Consider the following 18,286-nt stretch of genomic DNA (forward strand, 5'->3'; position numbering starts at 1 on the left):
CAGGGACAAGAATTTCAGGTGCACGCTGTCGCGTCTCCCCCTGAATCAGGGCATGGGTCGGGTTTCCTGGGACATGAACTCGTAGATCCGCGCACGCAGCCAGCGCTCGGCGGGGTCGTTGTCGTGTACGCCGCTCCAGACCATGGACAATTCTGCAGGCTCGATCGGAAACGGCGGGTCTTCGGCACGCAATGCGCAGCCTTCGACCAACGCGCAGGCGGCGTAATCCGGAACCGTGGCGATCAACTCCGTGCCGGCCAGCAGCGCGCGCAAGCCACTGAATTGCGGCACCGCCACCACCACCCTTCTCGCCCGCCCGACTTTGGCCAGATCCAGGTCAATGTTGCCGGTCAGGTCCCCCGAGAACGACACCATGGTGTGTGGCCGTTCGCAGTAGTCATCCAGCGTCAATTCGCCGGGGCGCTTGTCGCCACGCAATACCTTGACGGTGATATCGCGCAACTTCTTGCGCTTGGCGTTGGCAGGCAACTCTGTGGTGTAACTGATGCCCACCGAAATTTCACCCGACGCGAGCAGCGACGGCATCAACAGGTAGTTGGCGCGTCGCACCACAACGATAATGCCCGGCGCCTCTTCGCGCAGACGCGTCAGCAACGGTGGAAACAAGCCAAACTCGGCGTCATCGGACAGGCCGATGCGAAAGATGTCGCAACTGGTGGCCGGGTCAAACTCCTTGGCCCGGCTCACCGCGCCAGAGATGGTGTCCAGCGCCGGTTGCAGCTCCTTGAGGATGTCCAGCGCGCGGGCGGTTGGCTCCATGGTGCGACCATTGCGCAGCAACAGCGGATCGTCGAACAGGTCACGCAGACGCGCCAGCGCCGCACTGATCGCTGGCTGGCCCATGAACAGCTTCTCGGCCACCCGCGTCAGATTGCGTTCGAACATCAGGGCTTCGAAGATCACCAGAAGGTTCATGTCGACGCGGCGCAGGTCATTGCGGTTCATGGATCGGTTCCGGGAGTGGCAAAAAGGAAGGCGCGGGATGGCCAGACAGGCTGCTTAAAACTGCGGCCAATATACCTCGACAGGCTGCCACGACAAGCCCGTAAAAAAATTGAACACTTGTGCTGCCCTGTCCAATGGCGCTGTTACAAAACGCCGGTCGCGTCAGCCCGCGCGACACACGACGGCTTGTGCCATGGAGCGGCGCCAGTTGAACGGTGTCACGCCCACCACGCGGGTGAATACCCGGGTGAAATGGGATTGGTCGGCAAACCCGCAATCCAGGCTGATCTGGGATATCGTCAGGCCCGACTCGCCCAACAGCCCCTTGGCCTTGTCCAGACGCATCTGCAAATACCAGTCGCGCGGTGACAGGCCAGTGTTCTTCTTGAACGCCCGAGAGAAGTGGCTGCGCGACAGCGAACACTCGCTGGCCACTTGAGCGATGGACAGGCCCTTGTCCATCTGACTGGACATCAACTCCTTGGCCCGGCGCTCCTGCCACGGCGACAGCGCGACCTTTTCCGTCGGGATTTCGATTTCCTGCTTCTGCTCCTCGGCGGCCAGGCGGTCAGTCAATTCACGTACCACCTGTTCGAGCAATACCTGTTCGCTGCCTGGCAGGGCACGAATGGACGCCAGCAGCGAGCGAAACAGTGACGGGTTGAATGCATTCATTCCGGGCTCTCCAGATCACGAGGGGGACGGTTCGTAAAGTCTGGTTCGGCCCTGCCTTAAAGTCCTTCTCGGGGCATTAAATGTTCTGAATGGTTAATAACGAGACAGGCCGGTGAAGCCCGGAACAGACCGTTTAAGAACATTTAAGGGATTTAAGGGGGACACCGCCACTGCAGGCGTTTAACGTCAGGATTCCACGAGGCCCGGTGCGCTGCGAGGGATTGCCAGTGACCACCCGATACGTTGCTGGAATCCTCATGCCCGACAGCGCGATGGCCCGCGCCGCGAGCGAGCTGATGCGGGAAACGCAAACCAGGCTGATGTTCGACGCTGCGCTGCGCACCTTCGTGTTCGCCAGCCTCTTGGGGCACAGCCGCGAACTGCATTATGACCCGGAACTGCTCTACATCAGCGCCCTGTTTCTGCGCATCGGTGTCACGCCGCTGTATGGCCACTCCCAGCAACGCTTCGAGGTCGACAGCGCCGACGCAGCAGCGCAGTTTTTGCGAGGCTATGGGCGTTCCGGTGCGGACATCGCGCAGGTCTGGGACGCCATAGCTCTGCACACCACGCCTGGCATTCCCCATTACAAAGCGGCCTTGACCGCCCTGCTCGCAGCGGCCGTGGAAACCGATCTGCTGGGCACCCATTGCCAGGCGTTCTGTCCGGGCGTGCTAGCCCTCGTACTCAGCGCCTTCCCTCGGGAGCCAGGGTTCAAGCTCAAATTTCTGCACACCCTGGCCACGGGGCAACTGCATCGCCCGAAAAGCACGCAAGGCACCATCAATGCCGACGTCTTGTCATTCCACGACCACCGTATCAATGCGGGGGGATTCTGCGAACGCCTGCTGATGTCAACGTGGCCTTACTGAGCGAGTGCCGTTGGCCTGTCGGCCTCTCATCGCACCTGTCTTTATCGCGGCATGCCTCAAGAAACGTCACCGCAGGCCGATACTGGCATACCATCAGACGGATTTGCCTTTCCCATCGCACTGTCCTGATCGACCTCGCCGCCGCGTTGCGGCGGCCGTTATACGTGTGATCTACAAGAACAATCAGGAGCGCCGATGAACATCAAACAAAAACTGACCTGGGCCTTTGCGGTGATTGCGTGCCTGCCGATCGTCCTCGTCGCGACGCTGGTCATTATCAATCTGCGGGACGACGCCGAGCGCGATTTTGTCGACAGTAGCGGCCGCGAGATTCGCCAGGTCGCCAACGCCATGCAACTGTGCTTCGAAGGTATCAGCCAGAACGTCGACTATCTGGCGGCCCACCCGCTGATCACCGCTGCCGGTGAAGGCGTGAAAAGCTACATGAGCGCTCAGGCGCCGGACATCGCGCAGACGGAGGTCGACAAGCAACTGTTCGACTTTTTCGCCAGTATCGCCAAAAGCCATCCGGCCTATTCCTATGTCTCTTACGGCCTGGCCAACGGTACTTACGCGTTCTGGCCGGGTGACCCGAAGATGGCCAGCTACGACCCACGCCAACGCCCGTGGTACAAGACCGCCCAGGCCAACCCCGGCAAAACCCTGCGCACCGAGGCCTATTACTGGGCAGGCGACGACGCCGTGCTGGTCAGCACCGTGCGTGCCGTCAACAACGCCTTGGGCAGTTCCGGCGGCGTGGTCAACATCGACGTCTCGTTGAAGCAGCTCACCACCCTCGTCAAGCAGATCAAGCTGGGCGAAAGCGGCTATCTGATGCTGATCGAGAACAACGGCACCGTGTTGGTCGACCCCAAGCAACCGGAACACAACTTCAAGAAACTCGGTGAGCTGGGCGATGGCTTCAGCCAATTGGCCAAGGCCGGGCCGGGGCTGACCAAAGTCAGCCTCAACGGCGAACACTTCATGGCCAACGTGTTCCCGTCCGATCAACTGGGTTGGAGCTTCATCGGCCTGATCAAACAGGACGAAGTGATGAGTTCGGCGACTCACCTGACGTGGTTGATCGCTGTGATCGCCGGGGTGCTGGCGGTGATTTTCGCCCTCGTCGGCGCCAGTTTCGCGACCCTGATCGTGCGCCCGATTCGCGGCGTCGCCGATGGTCTGGAGGGCATCGCTCAAGGCGAAGGCGATCTGACCAAGAGCCTGACGATTCGCGGCAAGGATGAAACCGCGCAACTGGCCAACTGGTTCAACCAGTTTCTGGCGGCGATTCGTGGCCTGATTCAACACATCAGTCTGGCCGCAACCCGCATTCTCGACAGTTCCGCCAGCTCGACCCGTGTGTCCAACGAAATGGCCGAAGCGGCCGGGCGCCAGCGCGAGGCGGTGGACATGGTCTCCACCGCCTTCCATGAGATGGTCGCCACCGCCAACGAAGTGGCCCGTTCATGCAGCCAGGCGGCCGAATCCGCCGACAACGGCCAGCGTCAGGCCCGCGAGGGGCAGCGCCAGATCGACGATGCAGTGCACAGTGTCGATCAGTTGAGCGCCGAGATTTCCCGATCGGCCAGCGACATGTCTCAACTGGAGAAGGACAGCAACGACATCCAGTCGATTCTCGACACCATCCGCCCGATTGCCGAGCAAACCAACCTGCTGGCGCTCAACGCCGCCATCGAAGCGGCCCGCGCCGGTGAGCAGGGGCGAGGTTTTGCGGTGGTCGCCGACGAGGTACGTGCCCTGGCCAAGCGCACGGCTGACTCGACGGCCGAGATCGATACGCTGCTGGGCAACCTGGCCAAACGCACCGCATCGGTGGCGCAGCAGATGCACGCCAGTCTCGATGTGTCGCAACAGTCCGTGGCGAAGATCGGCCAGGCCCGCAGCAGTTTCGGGCAGATCCGCGAATCGGTGGACGTGATCCGTGACATGAACACGCAGATCGCCACCGCCGCCGAAGAACAGCATCAGGTGGCCGAGGACATCAACCGCCACATCAGCCAGATCCACGGCGACGCCCAGCGCGTGGCCGAGCTGGCCGACTCGGCGCGGGGCGACTCAAGCCATCTGGCGGCGCTTTCCAATGAACTGGACGGGTTGGTGCGGCGGTTCAGGACCTGATTCAAAGGGGATCACCCTGTGGTGGCGAGTTCACCGACGCCGCCGCAGGCAAGCCAGGCTGCTACAAGTCGTTATTCAAATGCTCCAACCCCGCCAGCATCAACTCATGCTGGCGAATGCTGTCCAGACTCATCGTCGATTCCGACACGTCCGGCACCGCGTGCCAGACCACGAAATCTCTCTGCACGTCGAGAAACAGAAAGTATTCGTTGAAGATTTCCGCCTGAGCGAAGCGTCGCTCCAATGCGTCGCGTAACTGCTCGGGGCGCAGCGCCCTGCCTTCGATGTGCAAGGCGATGCCCCAATCCCGATGTTCCCGACGGCTGACGAACGCCACGCCGGTTGCCACTGGCCAGATCGCCGCCTGCTCAGCTGCGACGTGCGCGTAGAACGCCTTTTTTTCCGATACCCGAATCATGCTCAATCCTTCAGTGGCACAACGGTGAAGTCCTGTTCGTGATCACGCTCGTCGATCCCCTGGCGCATGTCGGGTGGCCACCAGATCACCAGTTCCCGGTCGTTGGAGTCCGGGCGTTTGCAGGCGTAACCGGCGCAGCCGGAATGCATCGCGCAGCCGCCCAGTGTGGCGAACAACAGCAGAAGAATGACGCAACCGCGCAGATTCATCGTGCAGCCCCCTTGAGCAGCGAAGGTCGGTTTTGTTTGGCCTTGGTCGACACCTGAGGCTGACGCAAGGCGATGTAGATTTCGCTCTCGGCACCCGGTTGCAACCAGGCATGAGGCCAGGCGCTGACGCCCATCACCCAGCGCCCGCCGCACCGGCTTTCATCGATGCGCACCGGTTTTGCGGTGGTGTTTTTCGCCACCACCACAGCGATGCCCCAATCCTTGCGCGAGAACCACTGAGAACGCTGGCGATCCAGCTCAAGCCCCACGCCCGGATCGCACAGGCTGTCAGGTTCGAACGGCAAGGCTTCGCCACTGTTGAAGCCCACTGGCGCCACACCGTCTAGCAACTGTGTGAACGCATTTTGCACATCGCCACGGGTCGGCTCTTCGCCGCCATCACGGCGTTGTTTGATGCGCTTCATCTGATCATCGACGTCATGGGGGTTACTGATTTCCACGTAGCGCGACGGGTTGACCTGATCGCCGATCAGGCGCGGGGTCAGAATGAACAGCCGTTCGCGCTGATTCAGTTCGCGGGTGCGGTTCTGGAACAGCAGTTTGCCAATCACCGGGATGTCCCCCAACAGCGGGATCTTGTTCACTTTGTCGTTGGTCTCCAGCCCATGGAACCCACCGATCACCAGCGAACCGTGCTCGGCGATGACGGCCTGGGTGCTGACATTGCCCTTGCGCACCGCAGGCTGATCTTCATTGATGTTCGAGGTGTCGATCTGGCCGTCTTCGATGTCGACGATCAGTTGCACCTGGGAGCTGTTGCCCTTCTCCAGCGAGCGCGGGATGACCTGCAAACTGGTGCCCGCCGTGATCGGCTGGATATCGGCGACCCGCTCGGAGGTGGCGGTCAGGTATTCGGTGCGACTGAAATCAATCACCGCAGGCTGGTTTTCCAGGGTCAGAATCGACGGGTTGCCAATCACCGAGGCCGCACCATTGCCCTCCAGGGCGTGCAGGTCGGCGGCGAACTTGCCCGCGTCCTGAATGAACAGCGTCGAACTGGTGCCCTGAGAGAACAGGTTGGCACCGCCGCTGACGCTGCCCGCGTTGAAATTCCAGCGGCTGGACAGCTCGGCCAGTTCGTTGCGGTCGATGTCGAGGATGACCGCGTCGATCTCGATCAGGTTACGCGGGGTGTCCAGTTCCTTGACCAGTTTCTGGTACATGGCCTTGCGTTTGGGCAGGTCGTAGATCAAAACGGCGTTGTTGCGCACGTCTGCACTGACGCGGATTCTGGAACGGCCTCCCGACGCGCCGGAGCTGCTGCCCCGTTTGCCACTGCTGCCCAGCACCCGATCCAGCCCCTGTTCCAGCGCATTGGTGTCAAAACCGCCGCTTTCGAGACCGCCATAATTCAGCCCGGCACCGTTGTTCGCTGACATGCCGTTGGCGCCACCCTGCCCTTGCAGCAGATTCACGCCATTGATGGACTCGCCACGGGACCGGCTCTCCAGCAGTTCCTGAAGAATGCTTGCAACGCCCGCCACCGTCAGTTGCTGATCGCGATAACGAATGGTGCGGTCGGCGGCGTTGGCGTACTTCAGCGGCAGGACCACGATGTCCTGCTTCTCGGCTTTTTCCGGCGCCTCGACCTTCTTGCTGTAGTTGCGCACGAAATCGACGTACTTGGCCGGGCCGCGCACCAGCACCACGCCTTCATCGGGCAAGGCTCCCCAGCCGAAACGCTTGTCCAGCAGACCGACATCGGAGAGCGCCTGCTGCAAGTCATCCACCGCTTCAGGGGAGACTTCGATGCGCGCGGAGGTCTGCTCGCTGGTGGGGCTGATGTAAAGGGTTTCGTTGTACACGAACCACTGGAAATGGTGCTCCTGCCCCAGCCGGTCGAGGAATTCCTGCGGGTTCTGGGCGCGGATACGCCCATCGAGGGTGCCCTGAATCGGCGCCATGTCCAGGCCAATGCCGAACTCTTTGGCAAAATCCTTGAGCGCGGTGGCCAGGTCGGTCTGCCGCGCATCGTAGGCGTACGCGGTGTGTTTCCAGGCGTCGGGCACCGCCGCCAGCGTGGGCGCTGCGACCCCGATCATCAGCAAAGGCAACCACATTAAGGCCTTGCGCATTTCACACTCCTGGTTGCCAGGTATTGAAGGTGGCGCGAGGCGACGACAGAGCCGTGGCGTGGCGCATGGAGGTTTGCATCAGGCTCAGCATGGCTGCACGCTGGTTGGCCAGTTGTTCCAGCCGGTTGAGCAGATCAGCGGGACCGCAGGGATCGGCCAGCCAAGTGAGCAGGACGACGCAACGGCTGTCCGGGTCGATGGCCAGCGCGCCTGCGCAATCGCAAGCCACACTGGCGCCGCCTTGCGCCAGCAGCGCGTCGAGGCGTTGCGGGTCGCTGCCGTCGTAGGGGTCCAGCAGGTCCAGACTGATGCGCACGCCGTTGCCGAGCACGGCCAGCCTCGCGTTGGCGTCGTCGATCCAGCAGTCCAGTGGCGCGAGCGGACGCTGCTCACACCACTGGGCGAGGATCGCCGTGAACTCACTGAATTCCATCGATGATCGCTTTGGTGATGCCGTGTTTGGCGCGCAACCCTTCATTGAGGATCATGTTGGCGACGTTGGTTTGTTGCGACGCATCGTTGAACGCCTGAAGGTCTTCCATGGTGCCGCTTTCCGACGCGGTTTCGGCGGCGTCTTCCATGTCGTTCTGGGCGCGACTGTAGGCGTGGTCGAGGTGGTTTTGCAGGGATTTGAAACTGATCATTGCGGACAACTCCGACGTAAGGGTTCATGCCCTGAGTGGGAGCGGCGCGGGATCTGGTTCCCTGCGCAATCACAAAAACGTGGCGAGGTCACGCCAGGAATGTCCGTAGCAGCATGGCTTGCCTGCGGTGGCGTGTGGCATCGCTGCCGCCAACAAGGCAGACGCTAGAGAGGGTGACGCCAGCTATCGACACCATCGGGAAGCCGGTCGGCTACAGGTTTGTGGCATCCGTGCCCAGCAACCCACGGCGCAACGACGCCCACTCGATATCGAACGCGCCGTTGTCATCACTCAGGCGCAGCGCTTCGGGGGGCATCAGCGGGTCGCCTTTGAGTTGCCAGTGCTCGGAAAACCGACTGTCCGTGAGCCAGTCCGCCAGGGCGTCGAGCCTGTCGGGATGAGCACTGAGGGTGGCGCTCACGGCGTAACGCTGGCTGTCCGCGAGATGACGGACCAGGGCGCGGGTGCGTTCGGCCAGCGTCGTTTCGTCCAGCAGGCGCGCCAGTGTCTGGTTGAGCAGCTCTTCCACCGCCGCCATGGATTCGCGCTGCAAGGTCTGGCGTTGCTGCTCGAGATCCTGAAGCACCGCATTGGCGTCCATCCAGAATTGCGCCAGTGCCTGATCCCGCTCTCGCTGCGCTTGCTCCCTGGCATCGACGAGGATCTGCTGCGCGTCGAGATGGGCGTTGCGCAACACTTCGCAAGCGCGTTGCAGGTCGACCAAGTCATCTCGGCGCAGAAGGGGTTCGGCCAGGACGGCGGAGGACGCCAGAGAAAGGCTGCGTTTGGCGAGCATGTCGGATTCCTTTCAAGGGGTTTCAAGCGTTCGTGACACGCCAGAGCACGGCGTGCCAGAGGGTGTGTAATTTGTTCGCGGGCAGGTCGATGACCGACGCTGACAAGACGTCCGGTGCCCAGCTCAGCCGCAGACGGGACCAGCACGCCTCCCCGGCCCACGCCGCCAACAGCCCGCGGGGGTCGCTCAGCCCAGGATCGAGCCAGGCACCGGGACGCAACGCCTTGGCAATCGCGCGGCACCAGCTTTCGTGGGTGGTGTTCTCCTCATCCTGCAAAGGCCATCCCAGGCAAGTGCTCGCCACCAGACGCAGCGCCAAGGCCTGCTGCCCGGCGCTCAACGACAGCCATTGCACGATGCCGTCCACCGGCTCGGGGGGTTGACTGGGCGTGATGCCCACTTCGGACAGAAACGCCGCGTGCCGCCCCCGCAACAGCTGTTCTGCGCCCATTGCAGGCCATCCACACGCCCGAGCCAGCGGCTCGATCCAGCCGGGATGTGCCCCTTGCCAGGGCGCGCACCACCACTGAATCCAGCGCGCGTTGACCGTGTCCATCAGGCGCGCACCGGCAGGCTCGAACGCTCTCCTCGTTGCAGTCCGATGCGTTGCAGCAACGCATTACGCCAGTCGCTGCGCAGCGCCAGGATCAGCAACAGGATCAACAGCACTCCTGCCGCGGGCGATGCCCAAAGCACGCCTTTCCAGAACCCGAGGTTATCGCTGTCCACCAGAAACGGGCCGAAATGAACCAGCCGTTCGGTGTCCTGAAATTCCGCTGCGGGCACAAACACGATGGCGAATTTTTTCGAGTCCAGTGGCTCACCGGACATACCGGGAATGCTGCTGGCGATCATCTGCTGAATCCGTCCGCGCACGCTGTCCGGGTCCAGCGCCGAGGTGTGTTTGATGAACACCGCCGCCGACGCAGGCTGCACCGGCTCCCCCGGCGCAATGCGCTCGGGCAGCACCACATGCACCCGGGCGACAATCACCCCATCGATCTGCGACAGCGTGGCTTCCAGCTCCTGAGACAACGCGTAGATGTAGCGGGCGCGCTCCTCCAGTGGCGTCGAAATCACGCCCTCTTTCTTGAAAATCTCGCCCAGGCTGGTGCGTGAGCGCCGGGGTAAGCCAGCAGCATCCAGCACCCGCACGGCGCGGTTGATGTCGGCGGTGGCGACGGAAATCACCACCCCGGTCTTTTCCACGCGCTTGCGCGCGTCGATGTGTTGATCGGCCAGGCTGGCGATCACGTCGTTGGAGTCCTGCTCGGACAGATCACTGAACAGATCGGTCTCGTCGCTGCACCCACTGAGCAGCAACATCAGGCACATCAGCGCTGCGGTCAGATATCTCACGGCAGACCTCTATTGCAGGTTGGTCAGCTTGTCGAACGCCTGAGCGCTCTTGTTGACGACTTTGGTGGTCAACGCCATTTGCAGCGAGTACTGGGACAGGGACCGGCTCATTTGCGCGATCTCCAGCGGGTCGTCCGTGGTGGACGCCTTTTTCATCTTGCGCACCGCCTGCTGGGAAAACTTGTCCATCGTGCCCAGCCGTTCGGACAGCGCGCTGGCGATCTGTTCGGACAACTGACTGGGTTGCAGCGCCGCGTCAGGACGCATCGCCGCATTGAACAGGTCGACATCCGCCTGCGAAGGCCCGCTGACCAGTCCCTGATCAAGCCGTGGCTCAAGATCGGGGGATGGCGATTTGAGTTGATTGATGTTGGAAACGGTCACGGGGATTCTCCGGCAGACGGTGTCGAAACGATTGACGAATCAGGCGAGGTTTTTGTCCGCGCCCAGGAGCGCCGAGACGATGGCATTGGCCGCTTGCCCCAGGCTGTTTTGCAGGTCGTGCTGGGCAAACAGCGGGTTGTGTCCGCCGATGTTGTTGCCGCCGTTCTGGCTGGCCTCCAGGCCTTTTTCGATCAGGCCGCCCAGTAACTGGCCCAGATCCTGGGTCACGCTATGGCCGGAATTGCCCGACTGAAACGCGTCACTGACCGGCGACCCCAGGCCACCGCCGACGTTGTTGCCATTGCCCGCGTTGGCATTCAGGCCTTGCTGCAACAGCCCGCTGAGCAGTTGACCGAGGTCCTGAGTGGGATTGCCGCTGAGTCCGCTCTGCCCGCCGGACGGATCGGCCGCCAGCGTGTTGCCCAACTGGCCACCGCCCTCGCCGATGCCGTTCTGCTGCTGTTCGAGTTGACCACCGAGCATGTCCAGAGCTGCACGGAAAGCGCTGGTCTCGCTCTTGTCGAGGTAGTTGTCCTCTTTCAGCTCGTTCTTCCAGGAGCCGGAGTCCGGCGCCGGAAACTTGCTCGGGTTCTGATCCATGAACTGCGCGACCTTGTCCAGCAGCGGCATGTCGTCCGAGGAAAACTTCGTTCCATCACCCTGCTTGCTGAGAAGGTCATCCAACGAAGCTTTACCCAGGCCATTGAGCACTTGGGACATCAGATCGGGTTTGCCTGCGCCGGTCCCCGAACCGCCACCCAGGCCGAAATCCGCGGCGGCACCGAAGTTGTCGCCCAGCTTGTCCTTGATCAATTCGCCCAAGGCGGCCTTGACCATGTCCGGCGAACCACCGCCGAGGGCGGCCAGCGGGTTCATTTTCTTCATCTGATCGCCCACCATCTTGCCCAGTGGGGAGTCTTGATCCAGATGGCCGTCCTTGGTCAGCGCATCGGCCAACTGGTTGATCACATCCTTCAACGACTGCTGCGGGCCTTGCTGACCACCGATCCCGCCGGTGGAAATCACCGTGCCGATGTGGGCGTTCTGCAGCGGGTTGATACTGGCATTGAGACTAAGCATGAAACCTCCAACGTCAGGTGGATGCCCCCGTTTTCAGGGGGCACTCTGAATGATCAGTAGCTGATGCCCTTGGCGTTCTGTGCCTCGGCGCTGATCGCTTTGTTCGCGCTGTCTTCCTTGCCGGAACGGATGGCGCTGAGCACGTCGTTGGTCTGTTTGCGGATGTCGGCGTCGGTCTGCATCGCGATCAGGCGAGCCTGGCTGGCATCGGCCTTTTCGGTGGCCGCGCTTTGTGCGGCTTCGGCCTTGGAAGGGCCAGCGGCGTCGGTGATGTTGCTTTCCTGTTTGAAGTTGGAGACGGCGCTGGCGGCCTGCTGAGCGGCCTGGCCACCGCCGCTGATCAGGCTGTTTGCGAAGTTGCCAGCCATCGAGATTGGGTTAATTGCCATGTCGAATACTCCTGGGTCATCACCAGCGAAAGTGCTTGGTGTCGATGGGTGGTATCGAGGGCAGGATCGGTTCCGTGGGGAAGCGTAATTTTTCTGCCTCTGCGCTTCGTACGCAAAGACCTGAAAAAGACGAGGCGATGTGCACGGCCATGAGCCGTTTGTCAGCGGGCGTGGATGTTTCTGCCCTTCCGCTTTCGTCACCAGGGCGGCTCCCACGTTTTGTCGCCCGCCCTGGCACGTGAGTAAACAGCCAAACCTGTGGGAGCCGCCTTGGTGGCGAAAGCAGTCCGTCAGTCGACATCGCGAACGAGCGAGACGCCCTCAGAGAATGCGCCTTCAACCATCGATCTCTCGCGGGGAAAGGGCGTAACGGCCTAGCCGCCCGCCTTACGCTGCTGCCAGGCCGCGGCCAGCCCGCTCAGACAGATGATCGCAATGCCGGCCTGAGCCGTGAGTGACGGTGCGTGATTGAACACCACGTACCCCCACAATCCGGCGAACACAATCTGGCAGTACCCAAACGGCGCCAGCAACGCAGGGGCAGCGAAGCGAAACGCCTGAGTCAGCATCAAGTGCGCGACCATCCCGCACGTCCCCAGCGCGAGCATGAACGGGATATGAGTCCACGCCGGCGACTGCCAGAAGAACGGCACGATGGCGCTCATCAGCAGGCTGTTGAACAGCCCGGCGAAGAAGTTACTGGTGGTCGGGCTGTCGTGAGCGGCCACCAATCGGGTCAGCAGTTGATAACAGGCGAAACACAACGCCGAACCGAAGGGCAGCAGCACGGCGGGCGTGAACAGTTCGCCACCGGGGTGCACGATGACCATCACCCCGCCAAATCCCACCAACACCGCGATCCATTGCCCGCGGGAGACGTTCTCTTTGAGCAACGGCACCGACAACGCCGTCACCAGCAACGGCGCAAGAAAGTTGACCGCCGTGGCCTCGGCAATCGGGATGTACATCAGCCCGCTGGTGAACAGCAGACTGGTGCCCAACAGACAGGTTGCCCGCAACGCCTGTAGCCCCGGACGTTTGGTACGCAACACCCGCAACCCGGACGACGGCATGAAGATGCAGGCCATCAATCCGGTGTGCACTACATAGCGCACCCACACCACCATCATGATCGGGTAGATGCCGGAGAGGTATTTGGACAGGGTGTCGTGGCTGGAAAACAGAAACGTCGCCAGGACGATCAGTGCAATGCCCTTGAGCGGTTGGTTGACGCCGGAGAGCGGCGTGCTGGTGGTACTCATCAGCTGTCCTTTGGCCTTGCGTGAGTGCTTCGTCGTTCCGCTGCCTCTCCGGGCATTAGGGTAGACGCAGAAAGCATATAGAAGGCGTCGTCAGATGACCAAACATTCATGAAACATTCAGTTGTTTTTCTGAATCGCCGGTCAGCCGCCGTTTCGACACTGGTCATCAGAGGAACACTCCACGCGGACAAGTGAAATACACGGACGATATTTTATGGACTAACTGGTTAATTTTTGGGCGATTATCGCCCAAAAGCCGTTTTACCCGATTGATCCCTTGCTCACCCGCCTCGCACCATGGACTTCGGTTTCGCGCCACTCATAACTACAAAAAAGGTCTCAAGATGCACAAATCCCCTGTTTTCAGCGCTCTCTGCGTCGCCATCGCCACCAGCGCCCTGACCCCTTTTGCGGCCAATGCCGACGGGGTCGTCGACGACGCCAAGGTCAATCTCAACCTGCGCAATTTCTTCATCAACCGTAACTTCGTCGACCCGGCGCACGCCCAGGGACTCGCGCAGGAATGGACCCAGAACTTCATCCTCGATGCCCGCTCCGGCTACACGCCGGGCACCGTGGGTTTCGGTGTCGACGCGTTGGGGCTGTACTCGGTCAAGCTTGACGGTGGCAAAGGCTCGGGCGGTACGCAGTTGCTGCCGATCCACGATAACGGTCGTCCGGCGGATGATTTCGGTCGTCTTGCGCTGGCAGCCAAAGCGAAGGTGTCGAACACTGAAGTGAAGATCGGCGAATGGATGCCGGTCCTGCCGATTCTGCGCTCTGACGACGGCCGCTCCTTGCCCCAGACATTTCGCGGCGGGCAGATCACGTCGAAGGACATCAGCGGCGTGACGCTGTATGGCGGCCAATTCCGAGGTAACAGCCCGCGTAACGACGCCAGCATGGAAGACATGTCGCTGTTCGGCAAAGCGGCGTTCACCTCGGATCGCTTCAACTTCGGCGGCGCCGAGTACACCTTCAACGACAAGCAGACCCAGATCGGCATGTGGTACGCGCAACTGGAAGACATCTACCGGCAGAAGTATTTCAACCTGGTGCACAAACAGGGCGTGGGCGACTGGACCTTGGGCGCCAACCTCGGCTACTTCACCGGCAAGGAAGACGGCAGTGCGTTGGCGGGTGCTCTGGATAACCGCACCTGGTCTGCCCTGCTCTCGGCCCGTTACCAATCGAGCACGTTCTACGTGGGCTTGCAGAAAATCAGCGGCGACAGCGCGTGGATGCGCGTCAATGGCACCAGCGGCGGCACCCTGGCCAACGACAGCTACAACTCAAGCTTCGAAAACGCCAAAGAGCGCTCGTGGCAAGTGCGTCATGACTTCGATTTCGCAGCGCTCGGCGTACCGGGCCTGACGCTGATGAACCGCTACATCAAGGGCGACAACGTGCACACCGGGACGATCACCGATGGCGAAGAATGGGCGCGGGAATCGGAACTGGCCTACGTGATTCAGGCGGGGAGATTCAAGAACCTGTCGGTGCGCTGGCGCAACTCGACCATGCGCCGGGACTTCAGCACCAACGCGTTCGATGAGAACCGGTTGATTGTCAGTTACCCGATTTCGATTATGTAACGGCCCCTTCAGGCAACACCAATCCCCTGTGGGGGCGAGTTCATTCGCGAAAAAATCGTACAGACGATAGAGATACATCGGACGCAATGGCCCATCGTCGGATCGCCGCCCGGAACGAATTCGCTCCCACAGGGAAGACGGGGTTTGCAGGACGTTATTCCTGCAACGACTCAACCCCCAACTCGTTCCACACCTCCTCAGCCAGATGAAACGTCGCATTGGCCGCCGGAATCCCGCAGTAGATCGCGCTCTGCATCAGCACTTCCTTGATCTCGTCGCGGGTCACGCCGTTGCTCTTCGCCGCACGCAAGTGCAGCTTCAATTCGCCTTCGCGGTTCATACCGATCAGCATGGCGATGGTGATCAGGCTGCGGGTGTGGCGCGGCAAACCCGGACGGGTCCAGATGTCGCCCCAGGCGTGGCGGGTGATCATTTCCTGAAATTCGCCGTTGAACGGCGTGAGTTTTTCCAGGCTGCGATCGACGTGAGCATCGCCCAACACTTCGCGGCGCACTTTCATGCCCGCCTCGTAACGTTGTTTCTCGTCCATTTTTGGTCCTAACGAAGATTGAAAGCCTGATGGTCGGCCACGGCGCGTTTGACCCAACGCCGAGACTGCCCCAGATAGTGAGTGGGATCGAGCAGGCTATCCAGCGCGGAGGCCGACAACTGCGCGGTGATCTCGGGCTCGGCGCCAAGCACTTCACGCAGGTGCTTGCCCTGCTCCACCGCGCGACGGCAGCACTGCTCGATCACATGATGCGCCTTGTCGCGACCGATGCGTTGCGCCAGGGCGATGCTGACAGCTTCGGCCAGTACCAGCCCTTGGGTCAGGTCCAGATTGCGCAGCATGCGCTCGGCGTCCACTTCAAGGCCAGGAACCACCACCAGCGCCTGTTGCAACGAGCCTGACACCAGGCAGCACAACTCGGGCAGGGTTTCCCATTCGGCATGCCACAGCCCGAGGCTGCGTTCGTGCTCCTGAGGCATGGCGCTGAACATCGTCGCCACCAGCCCCGGTGCGCGAGTGGCCGCTGCGATCATCACTGCGGCACCCACCGGGTTGCGTTTGTGCGGCATGGTCGATGAACCGCCCTTGCCCGCCGCTGCCGGTTCGAACACCTCCCCGGCTTCGGTCTGCATCAGCAAGCTGATGTCGCGCCCCATCTTGCCGAGGCTTCCGGCGATCAACCCCAACAGGCTGGCGAACTCCACCAGACGGTCGCGCTGAGTGTGCCAAGGCTGGTCCGGCAGATTGAGTTTCAGCTCTTTGGCCAGCGCCTCGGCAATCGGAAACGCCATCTCGCCCAATGCCGCCAGACTGCCCGAGGCACCGCCGAATTGCAGGCACAACACGCGCGGTCGCAGCTCCTTGAGGCGTTGGCGATGGCGCGTGATCGCCCCCAGCCAACCGGCGATTTTCGCGCCGAGGGTCACAGGCGTCGCCTGTTGCAGCCAGGTGCGCCCGGCCATGGCCACGCCCGCGTGCCGCTGAGCCTGTTGCGCCAGTGCTTCGGCCAGATGGCCCAGATCCTGCTCCAACAGGTTTATGGCCTTGCGCAGTTGCAACACCAGGCCGCTGTCCATCACGTCCTGGCTGGTCGCCCCCAAATGCACATAGCGCTCGGCGGCCTCGTTGCGCGACGCGATCTGTCTGCCCAGTGCCTTGACCAGTGGAATCGCCGAGTTGCCTGCATTGCCAATGGCGATGGCCAGCGCATCGAAGTCATACAGCGAGGCATCGCAGGCGGCGCCGATGTCCTGCACCACCTCCGGAGGAATCGCGCCAATGGCGGCTTCGGCCCGGGCCAGTGCGGCCTCGAAATCCAGCATGCCTTGCACACGACCGTGATCGGAAAAGACCTCGGCCATGGCCTGCTGGGTGAAGTAACGGTCGAAAAGTTGGTGTGTGGGTCTGCTCAACGTACTGCTCCTGACGGCTCGTCCATAGCGTAGGTCCCGCCGTGGTCAGAAGTCGAAGAACACGGTTTCATCTTCGCCCTGCACACGGATGTCAAAACGATAGGCCACTTTGCCGTCGACGGTGCAGCGTTTGGCCACCAGTGTCTGGCGCCGGGCGGGTTGCTCGATGAGATTGAGCACCGGGTCCACCGCATTGCTCTGTGCTTCGTCATCGAAATACAGGCGGGTTTGCAGGTGAATGTTGATGCCCCGGGCGAACAGCGAGACGTTGACGTGAGGCGCCATGGGCACCCCGGCCGCGTTGCGCACCACGCCAGGTTTGATGGTTTTGACCACCCACTCGCCTTCGTCGGCAGTGGCCGTGCGGCCGAAGCTGTTAAAGGGTTTGCTCAGGTCGTAATCGGTCTCGTACTGGCCGTCGGCGTTGGCTTGCCACAGCTCCAGAAACGAGTCGCGAATCAGGTGACCGTTGCCGTCATAAACGTGCCCCAGCAGCAGAATGTGCTCGCCAGGCGCACCGGGCCTGGCCATTTCGTTCCAGATTTCCTGTTCGCGAGCCGGGTTGCCCGCGGCCTCCAGCGCCAGGCCGATATGCACGTAAGGGCCAGCGGTCTGGGAAGGGGTTTCCGGCAAAATGTGAACGGGCATGATCAACCTCCTCAGACGTTTTCGAAGTGAGTCTTGCGCTGACCGCGCAGCACGATGTCAAAGCGATAAGCCAGGCAATCCATCGGATTGGCCATGCTCATGTCGAGCCTGGCGATCAGGCTCTGCACCGCTTGCGGGTCGGCAATCGACTTGACGATGGGGCACATCGGGATCAGCGGGTCGCCTTCGAAATACAGTTGGGTGATCAGCTTGGTCGAGATCGACGGACCGCTGATGGAGAAGTGAATGTGCGCCGGGCGCCAATCGTTGGGGCCGTTGCGCCATGGATAAGGGCCGGGTTTGACAGTGCGGAAGATGTAGTTGCCGTCACGATCGGTCAGGCAACGGCCCACGCCCCCGAAATTGGGGTCCAGCGGTGCGAGGTAGGCGTCTTTTTTGTGGCGGTAGCGACCACCGGCGTTGGCCTGCCACATCTCCACGAGGGTGTGGGGTACTGGCTTGCCGTACTGATCGATCACCCGGCCAGCGACGATGATGCGCTCACCAATGGGCAGGCCACCGTTGTTGAAATTGAGCAGCAAATCGGCGTCATGATGACCGAATTGCAGGTGAGTGAAATCCGGCCCCGTGGTTTCGGACACCGATTGCGGAATGCTCACCAGGGCCTGACGCGGCGAGCGCAGGATCGAGGTCTTGTAATCAGGGGTCAGGGCTTTGGGGTGCCAATTGCGGTCGCGAATGGCGAAACGGCTGTCGTGGGCGTCGGACATGCCAGGCTCCTTTCTAGTTGTTGGAGGTTGGCAGTGTCCCGCTTAGCCGCCTTCGGCAAAATTGAAAAGAACGCCGTCATCCATAACCGTTTGGTTA

At 61.6% G+C, this 18,286-nt stretch carries 21 protein-coding genes and 1 pseudogene; 4 read left to right on the plus strand and 18 right to left on the minus strand.

Translation table 11 applies throughout. From position 1 onward, the window contains the following. Positions 1-45: 45 nt before the first annotated feature. Together ACI2KB_RS04790 and ACI2KB_RS04795 are read right to left on the minus strand one after the other, a co-directional pair. On the minus strand, positions 46-966 hold the full coding sequence (locus ACI2KB_RS04790; protein WP_404631942.1) for a LysR substrate-binding domain-containing protein: 921 nt from the start codon (positions 964-966) through the stop codon (positions 46-48). A gap of 162 nt (positions 967-1,128) precedes the next feature. Further along, positions 1,129-1,641, minus strand: a complete 513-nt coding sequence (locus ACI2KB_RS04795) for a helix-turn-helix domain-containing protein (RefSeq protein WP_404631944.1) — start codon at positions 1,639-1,641, stop codon at positions 1,129-1,131. 257 nt (positions 1,642-1,898) lie between these two features. Between ACI2KB_RS04795 and ACI2KB_RS04800 the strand changes: the two genes are divergently transcribed. From ACI2KB_RS04800 to ACI2KB_RS04810, 3 genes and pseudogenes are all read left to right on the plus strand, one after another. Continuing rightward, positions 1,899-2,513, plus strand: a complete 615-nt coding sequence (locus ACI2KB_RS04800) for a phosphohydrolase (protein WP_404631946.1) — start codon at positions 1,899-1,901, stop codon at positions 2,511-2,513. 444 nt (positions 2,514-2,957) lie between these two features. After that, a pseudogene (locus ACI2KB_RS04805) lies at positions 2,958-3,797 on the plus strand (cache domain-containing protein); the annotation flags it as partial. 129 nt (positions 3,798-3,926) lie between these two features. Continuing rightward, entirely contained in the window at positions 3,927-4,655 is a 729-nt protein-coding gene (locus tag ACI2KB_RS04810; protein WP_404632764.1) for a methyl-accepting chemotaxis protein, read from the plus strand. Positions 4,656-4,716: 61 nt separating this feature from the next. On the opposite strand, the gene ACI2KB_RS04815 is transcribed toward ACI2KB_RS04810, so the two are convergent. From ACI2KB_RS04815 to ACI2KB_RS04870, 12 genes are all read right to left on the minus strand, one after another. After that, the gene (locus ACI2KB_RS04815; protein ID WP_404631948.1) at positions 4,717-5,073 is read right to left on the minus strand and encodes a type III secretion protein HrpV; all 357 of its coding nucleotides are present in this window, start codon (positions 5,071-5,073) and stop codon (positions 4,717-4,719) included. A gap of 2 nt (positions 5,074-5,075) precedes the next feature. Continuing rightward, the gene (gene hrpT, locus ACI2KB_RS04820) at positions 5,076-5,282 is read right to left on the minus strand and encodes an HrpT family type III secretion system protein (RefSeq protein WP_404631950.1); all 207 of its coding nucleotides are present in this window, start codon (positions 5,280-5,282) and stop codon (positions 5,076-5,078) included. Next, on the minus strand, positions 5,279-7,378 hold the full coding sequence (gene sctC / locus ACI2KB_RS04825; RefSeq protein WP_404631952.1) for a type III secretion system outer membrane ring subunit SctC: 2,100 nt from the start codon (positions 7,376-7,378) through the stop codon (positions 5,279-5,281). Before sctC ends, hrpT begins: the two co-directional genes overlap by 4 nt. Before the next feature lies 1 nt (position 7,379). Next, positions 7,380-7,811, minus strand: a complete 432-nt coding sequence (locus ACI2KB_RS04830) for a type III secretion protein (protein WP_404631954.1) — start codon at positions 7,809-7,811, stop codon at positions 7,380-7,382. Beyond that, positions 7,798-8,022 carry a type III secretion protein gene (locus ACI2KB_RS04835; RefSeq protein WP_404631956.1) on the minus strand — a complete coding sequence of 75 codons (225 nt, stop codon included), beginning with the start codon at positions 8,020-8,022 and terminating at the stop codon, positions 7,798-7,800. Before ACI2KB_RS04835 ends, ACI2KB_RS04830 begins: the two co-directional genes overlap by 14 nt. A 211-nt stretch (positions 8,023-8,233) precedes the next feature. Next, positions 8,234-8,818, minus strand: a complete 585-nt coding sequence (sctL, locus tag ACI2KB_RS04840; protein WP_404631958.1) for a type III secretion system stator protein SctL — start codon at positions 8,816-8,818, stop codon at positions 8,234-8,236. 22 nt (positions 8,819-8,840) lie between these two features. Then, positions 8,841-9,374, minus strand: coding sequence for a type III secretion protein (locus ACI2KB_RS04845; RefSeq protein WP_404631960.1), 534 nt, complete (start codon positions 9,372-9,374; stop codon positions 8,841-8,843). Then, positions 9,374-10,177, minus strand: coding sequence for a type III secretion system inner membrane ring lipoprotein SctJ (sctJ, locus tag ACI2KB_RS04850; RefSeq protein WP_404631962.1), 804 nt, complete (start codon positions 10,175-10,177; stop codon positions 9,374-9,376). The genes ACI2KB_RS04845 and sctJ overlap by 1 nt, the downstream gene beginning before the upstream one ends. A 9-nt stretch (positions 10,178-10,186) precedes the next feature. Further along, complete coding sequence (sctI, locus tag ACI2KB_RS04855) at positions 10,187-10,561, minus strand: type III secretion system inner rod subunit SctI (protein WP_404631964.1); 375 nt, start codon at positions 10,559-10,561, stop codon at positions 10,187-10,189. Positions 10,562-10,600: 39 nt separating this feature from the next. Next, positions 10,601-11,641, minus strand: a complete 1,041-nt coding sequence (locus tag ACI2KB_RS04860) for a type III secretion protein HrpZ (RefSeq protein WP_404631966.1) — start codon at positions 11,639-11,641, stop codon at positions 10,601-10,603. 53 nt (positions 11,642-11,694) lie between these two features. Then, a complete protein-coding gene (locus tag ACI2KB_RS04865) occupies positions 11,695-12,030 on the minus strand; it encodes a hypothetical protein (RefSeq protein WP_404631968.1) in 336 nt (111 codons plus the stop codon). 374 nt (positions 12,031-12,404) lie between these two features. Beyond that, positions 12,405-13,292 carry a DMT family transporter gene (locus ACI2KB_RS04870; protein ID WP_404631970.1) on the minus strand — a complete coding sequence of 296 codons (888 nt, stop codon included), beginning with the start codon at positions 13,290-13,292 and terminating at the stop codon, positions 12,405-12,407. A gap of 344 nt (positions 13,293-13,636) precedes the next feature. Here ACI2KB_RS04870 and ACI2KB_RS04875 point away from each other — a divergent pair, with 344 nt between their 5' ends. Continuing rightward, on the plus strand, positions 13,637-14,887 hold the full coding sequence (locus ACI2KB_RS04875) for an OprD family porin (RefSeq protein ID WP_404631972.1): 1,251 nt from the start codon (positions 13,637-13,639) through the stop codon (positions 14,885-14,887). A 154-nt stretch (positions 14,888-15,041) separates the two neighbouring features. Here the strand turns inward: ACI2KB_RS04875 and pcaC are convergent, their stop codons facing one another. Genes pcaC through pcaH form a run of 4 tightly spaced genes read right to left on the minus strand, consistent with a single transcriptional unit; the run spans position 15,042 to position 18,189 of the window. Continuing rightward, positions 15,042-15,437, minus strand: coding sequence for a 4-carboxymuconolactone decarboxylase (gene pcaC / locus ACI2KB_RS04880; protein WP_404631974.1), 396 nt, complete (start codon positions 15,435-15,437; stop codon positions 15,042-15,044). A gap of 8 nt (positions 15,438-15,445) precedes the next feature. After that, positions 15,446-16,810 (minus strand): 3-carboxy-cis,cis-muconate cycloisomerase, encoded by a 1,365-nt coding sequence (locus tag ACI2KB_RS04885; protein ID WP_404631976.1) that lies wholly within the window; start codon positions 16,808-16,810, stop codon positions 15,446-15,448. 45 nt (positions 16,811-16,855) lie between these two features. Further along, complete coding sequence (gene pcaG, locus ACI2KB_RS04890) at positions 16,856-17,458, minus strand: protocatechuate 3,4-dioxygenase subunit alpha (RefSeq protein WP_404631978.1); 603 nt, start codon at positions 17,456-17,458, stop codon at positions 16,856-16,858. A gap of 11 nt (positions 17,459-17,469) precedes the next feature. After that, positions 17,470-18,189, minus strand: a complete 720-nt coding sequence (pcaH, locus tag ACI2KB_RS04895; protein ID WP_404631980.1) for a protocatechuate 3,4-dioxygenase subunit beta — start codon at positions 18,187-18,189, stop codon at positions 17,470-17,472. Positions 18,190-18,286 lie beyond the last annotated feature (97 nt).

Origin of the sequence: Pseudomonas sp. NPDC088444, assembly GCF_044900175.1 — a bacterium.
Taxonomy (GTDB): Bacteria; Pseudomonadota; Gammaproteobacteria; order Pseudomonadales; family Pseudomonadaceae; genus Aquipseudomonas.

Coding starts and splice junctions, on each gene's coding strand:
- ACI2KB_RS04830 (WP_404631954.1), bottom strand. CDS start 7,811: ATGGAATTCAGTGAGTTCACGGCGATCCTCGCCCAGTGGTGTGAGCAG.
- ACI2KB_RS04795 (WP_404631944.1), bottom strand. CDS start 1,641: ATGAATGCATTCAACCCGTCACTGTTTCGCTCGCTGCTGGCGTCCATT.
- ACI2KB_RS04800 (WP_404631946.1), top strand. CDS start 1,899: ATGCCCGACAGCGCGATGGCCCGCGCCGCGAGCGAGCTGATGCGGGAA.
- ACI2KB_RS04815 (WP_404631948.1), bottom strand. CDS start 5,073: ATGATTCGGGTATCGGAAAAAAAGGCGTTCTACGCGCACGTCGCAGCT.
- ACI2KB_RS04835 (WP_404631956.1), bottom strand. CDS start 8,022: ATGATCAGTTTCAAATCCCTGCAAAACCACCTCGACCACGCCTACAGT.
- ACI2KB_RS04870 (WP_404631970.1), bottom strand. CDS start 13,292: ATGAGTACCACCAGCACGCCGCTCTCCGGCGTCAACCAACCGCTCAAG.
- ACI2KB_RS04875 (WP_404631972.1), top strand. CDS start 13,637: ATGCACAAATCCCCTGTTTTCAGCGCTCTCTGCGTCGCCATCGCCACC.
- sctL (WP_404631958.1), bottom strand. CDS start 8,818: ATGCTCGCCAAACGCAGCCTTTCTCTGGCGTCCTCCGCCGTCCTGGCC.
- ACI2KB_RS04810 (WP_404632764.1), top strand. CDS start 3,927: ATGGTCTCCACCGCCTTCCATGAGATGGTCGCCACCGCCAACGAAGTG.
- pcaC (WP_404631974.1), bottom strand. CDS start 15,437: ATGGACGAGAAACAACGTTACGAGGCGGGCATGAAAGTGCGCCGCGAA.
- sctC (WP_404631952.1), bottom strand. CDS start 7,378: ATGCGCAAGGCCTTAATGTGGTTGCCTTTGCTGATGATCGGGGTCGCA.
- pcaH (WP_404631980.1), bottom strand. CDS start 18,189: ATGTCCGACGCCCACGACAGCCGTTTCGCCATTCGCGACCGCAATTGG.
- ACI2KB_RS04790 (WP_404631942.1), bottom strand. CDS start 966: ATGAACCGCAATGACCTGCGCCGCGTCGACATGAACCTTCTGGTGATC.
- ACI2KB_RS04860 (WP_404631966.1), bottom strand. CDS start 11,641: ATGCTTAGTCTCAATGCCAGTATCAACCCGCTGCAGAACGCCCACATC.
- hrpT (WP_404631950.1), bottom strand. CDS start 5,282: ATGAATCTGCGCGGTTGCGTCATTCTTCTGCTGTTGTTCGCCACACTG.
- ACI2KB_RS04845 (WP_404631960.1), bottom strand. CDS start 9,374: ATGGACACGGTCAACGCGCGCTGGATTCAGTGGTGGTGCGCGCCCTGG.
- ACI2KB_RS04865 (WP_404631968.1), bottom strand. CDS start 12,030: ATGGCAATTAACCCAATCTCGATGGCTGGCAACTTCGCAAACAGCCTG.
- pcaG (WP_404631978.1), bottom strand. CDS start 17,458: ATGCCCGTTCACATTTTGCCGGAAACCCCTTCCCAGACCGCTGGCCCT.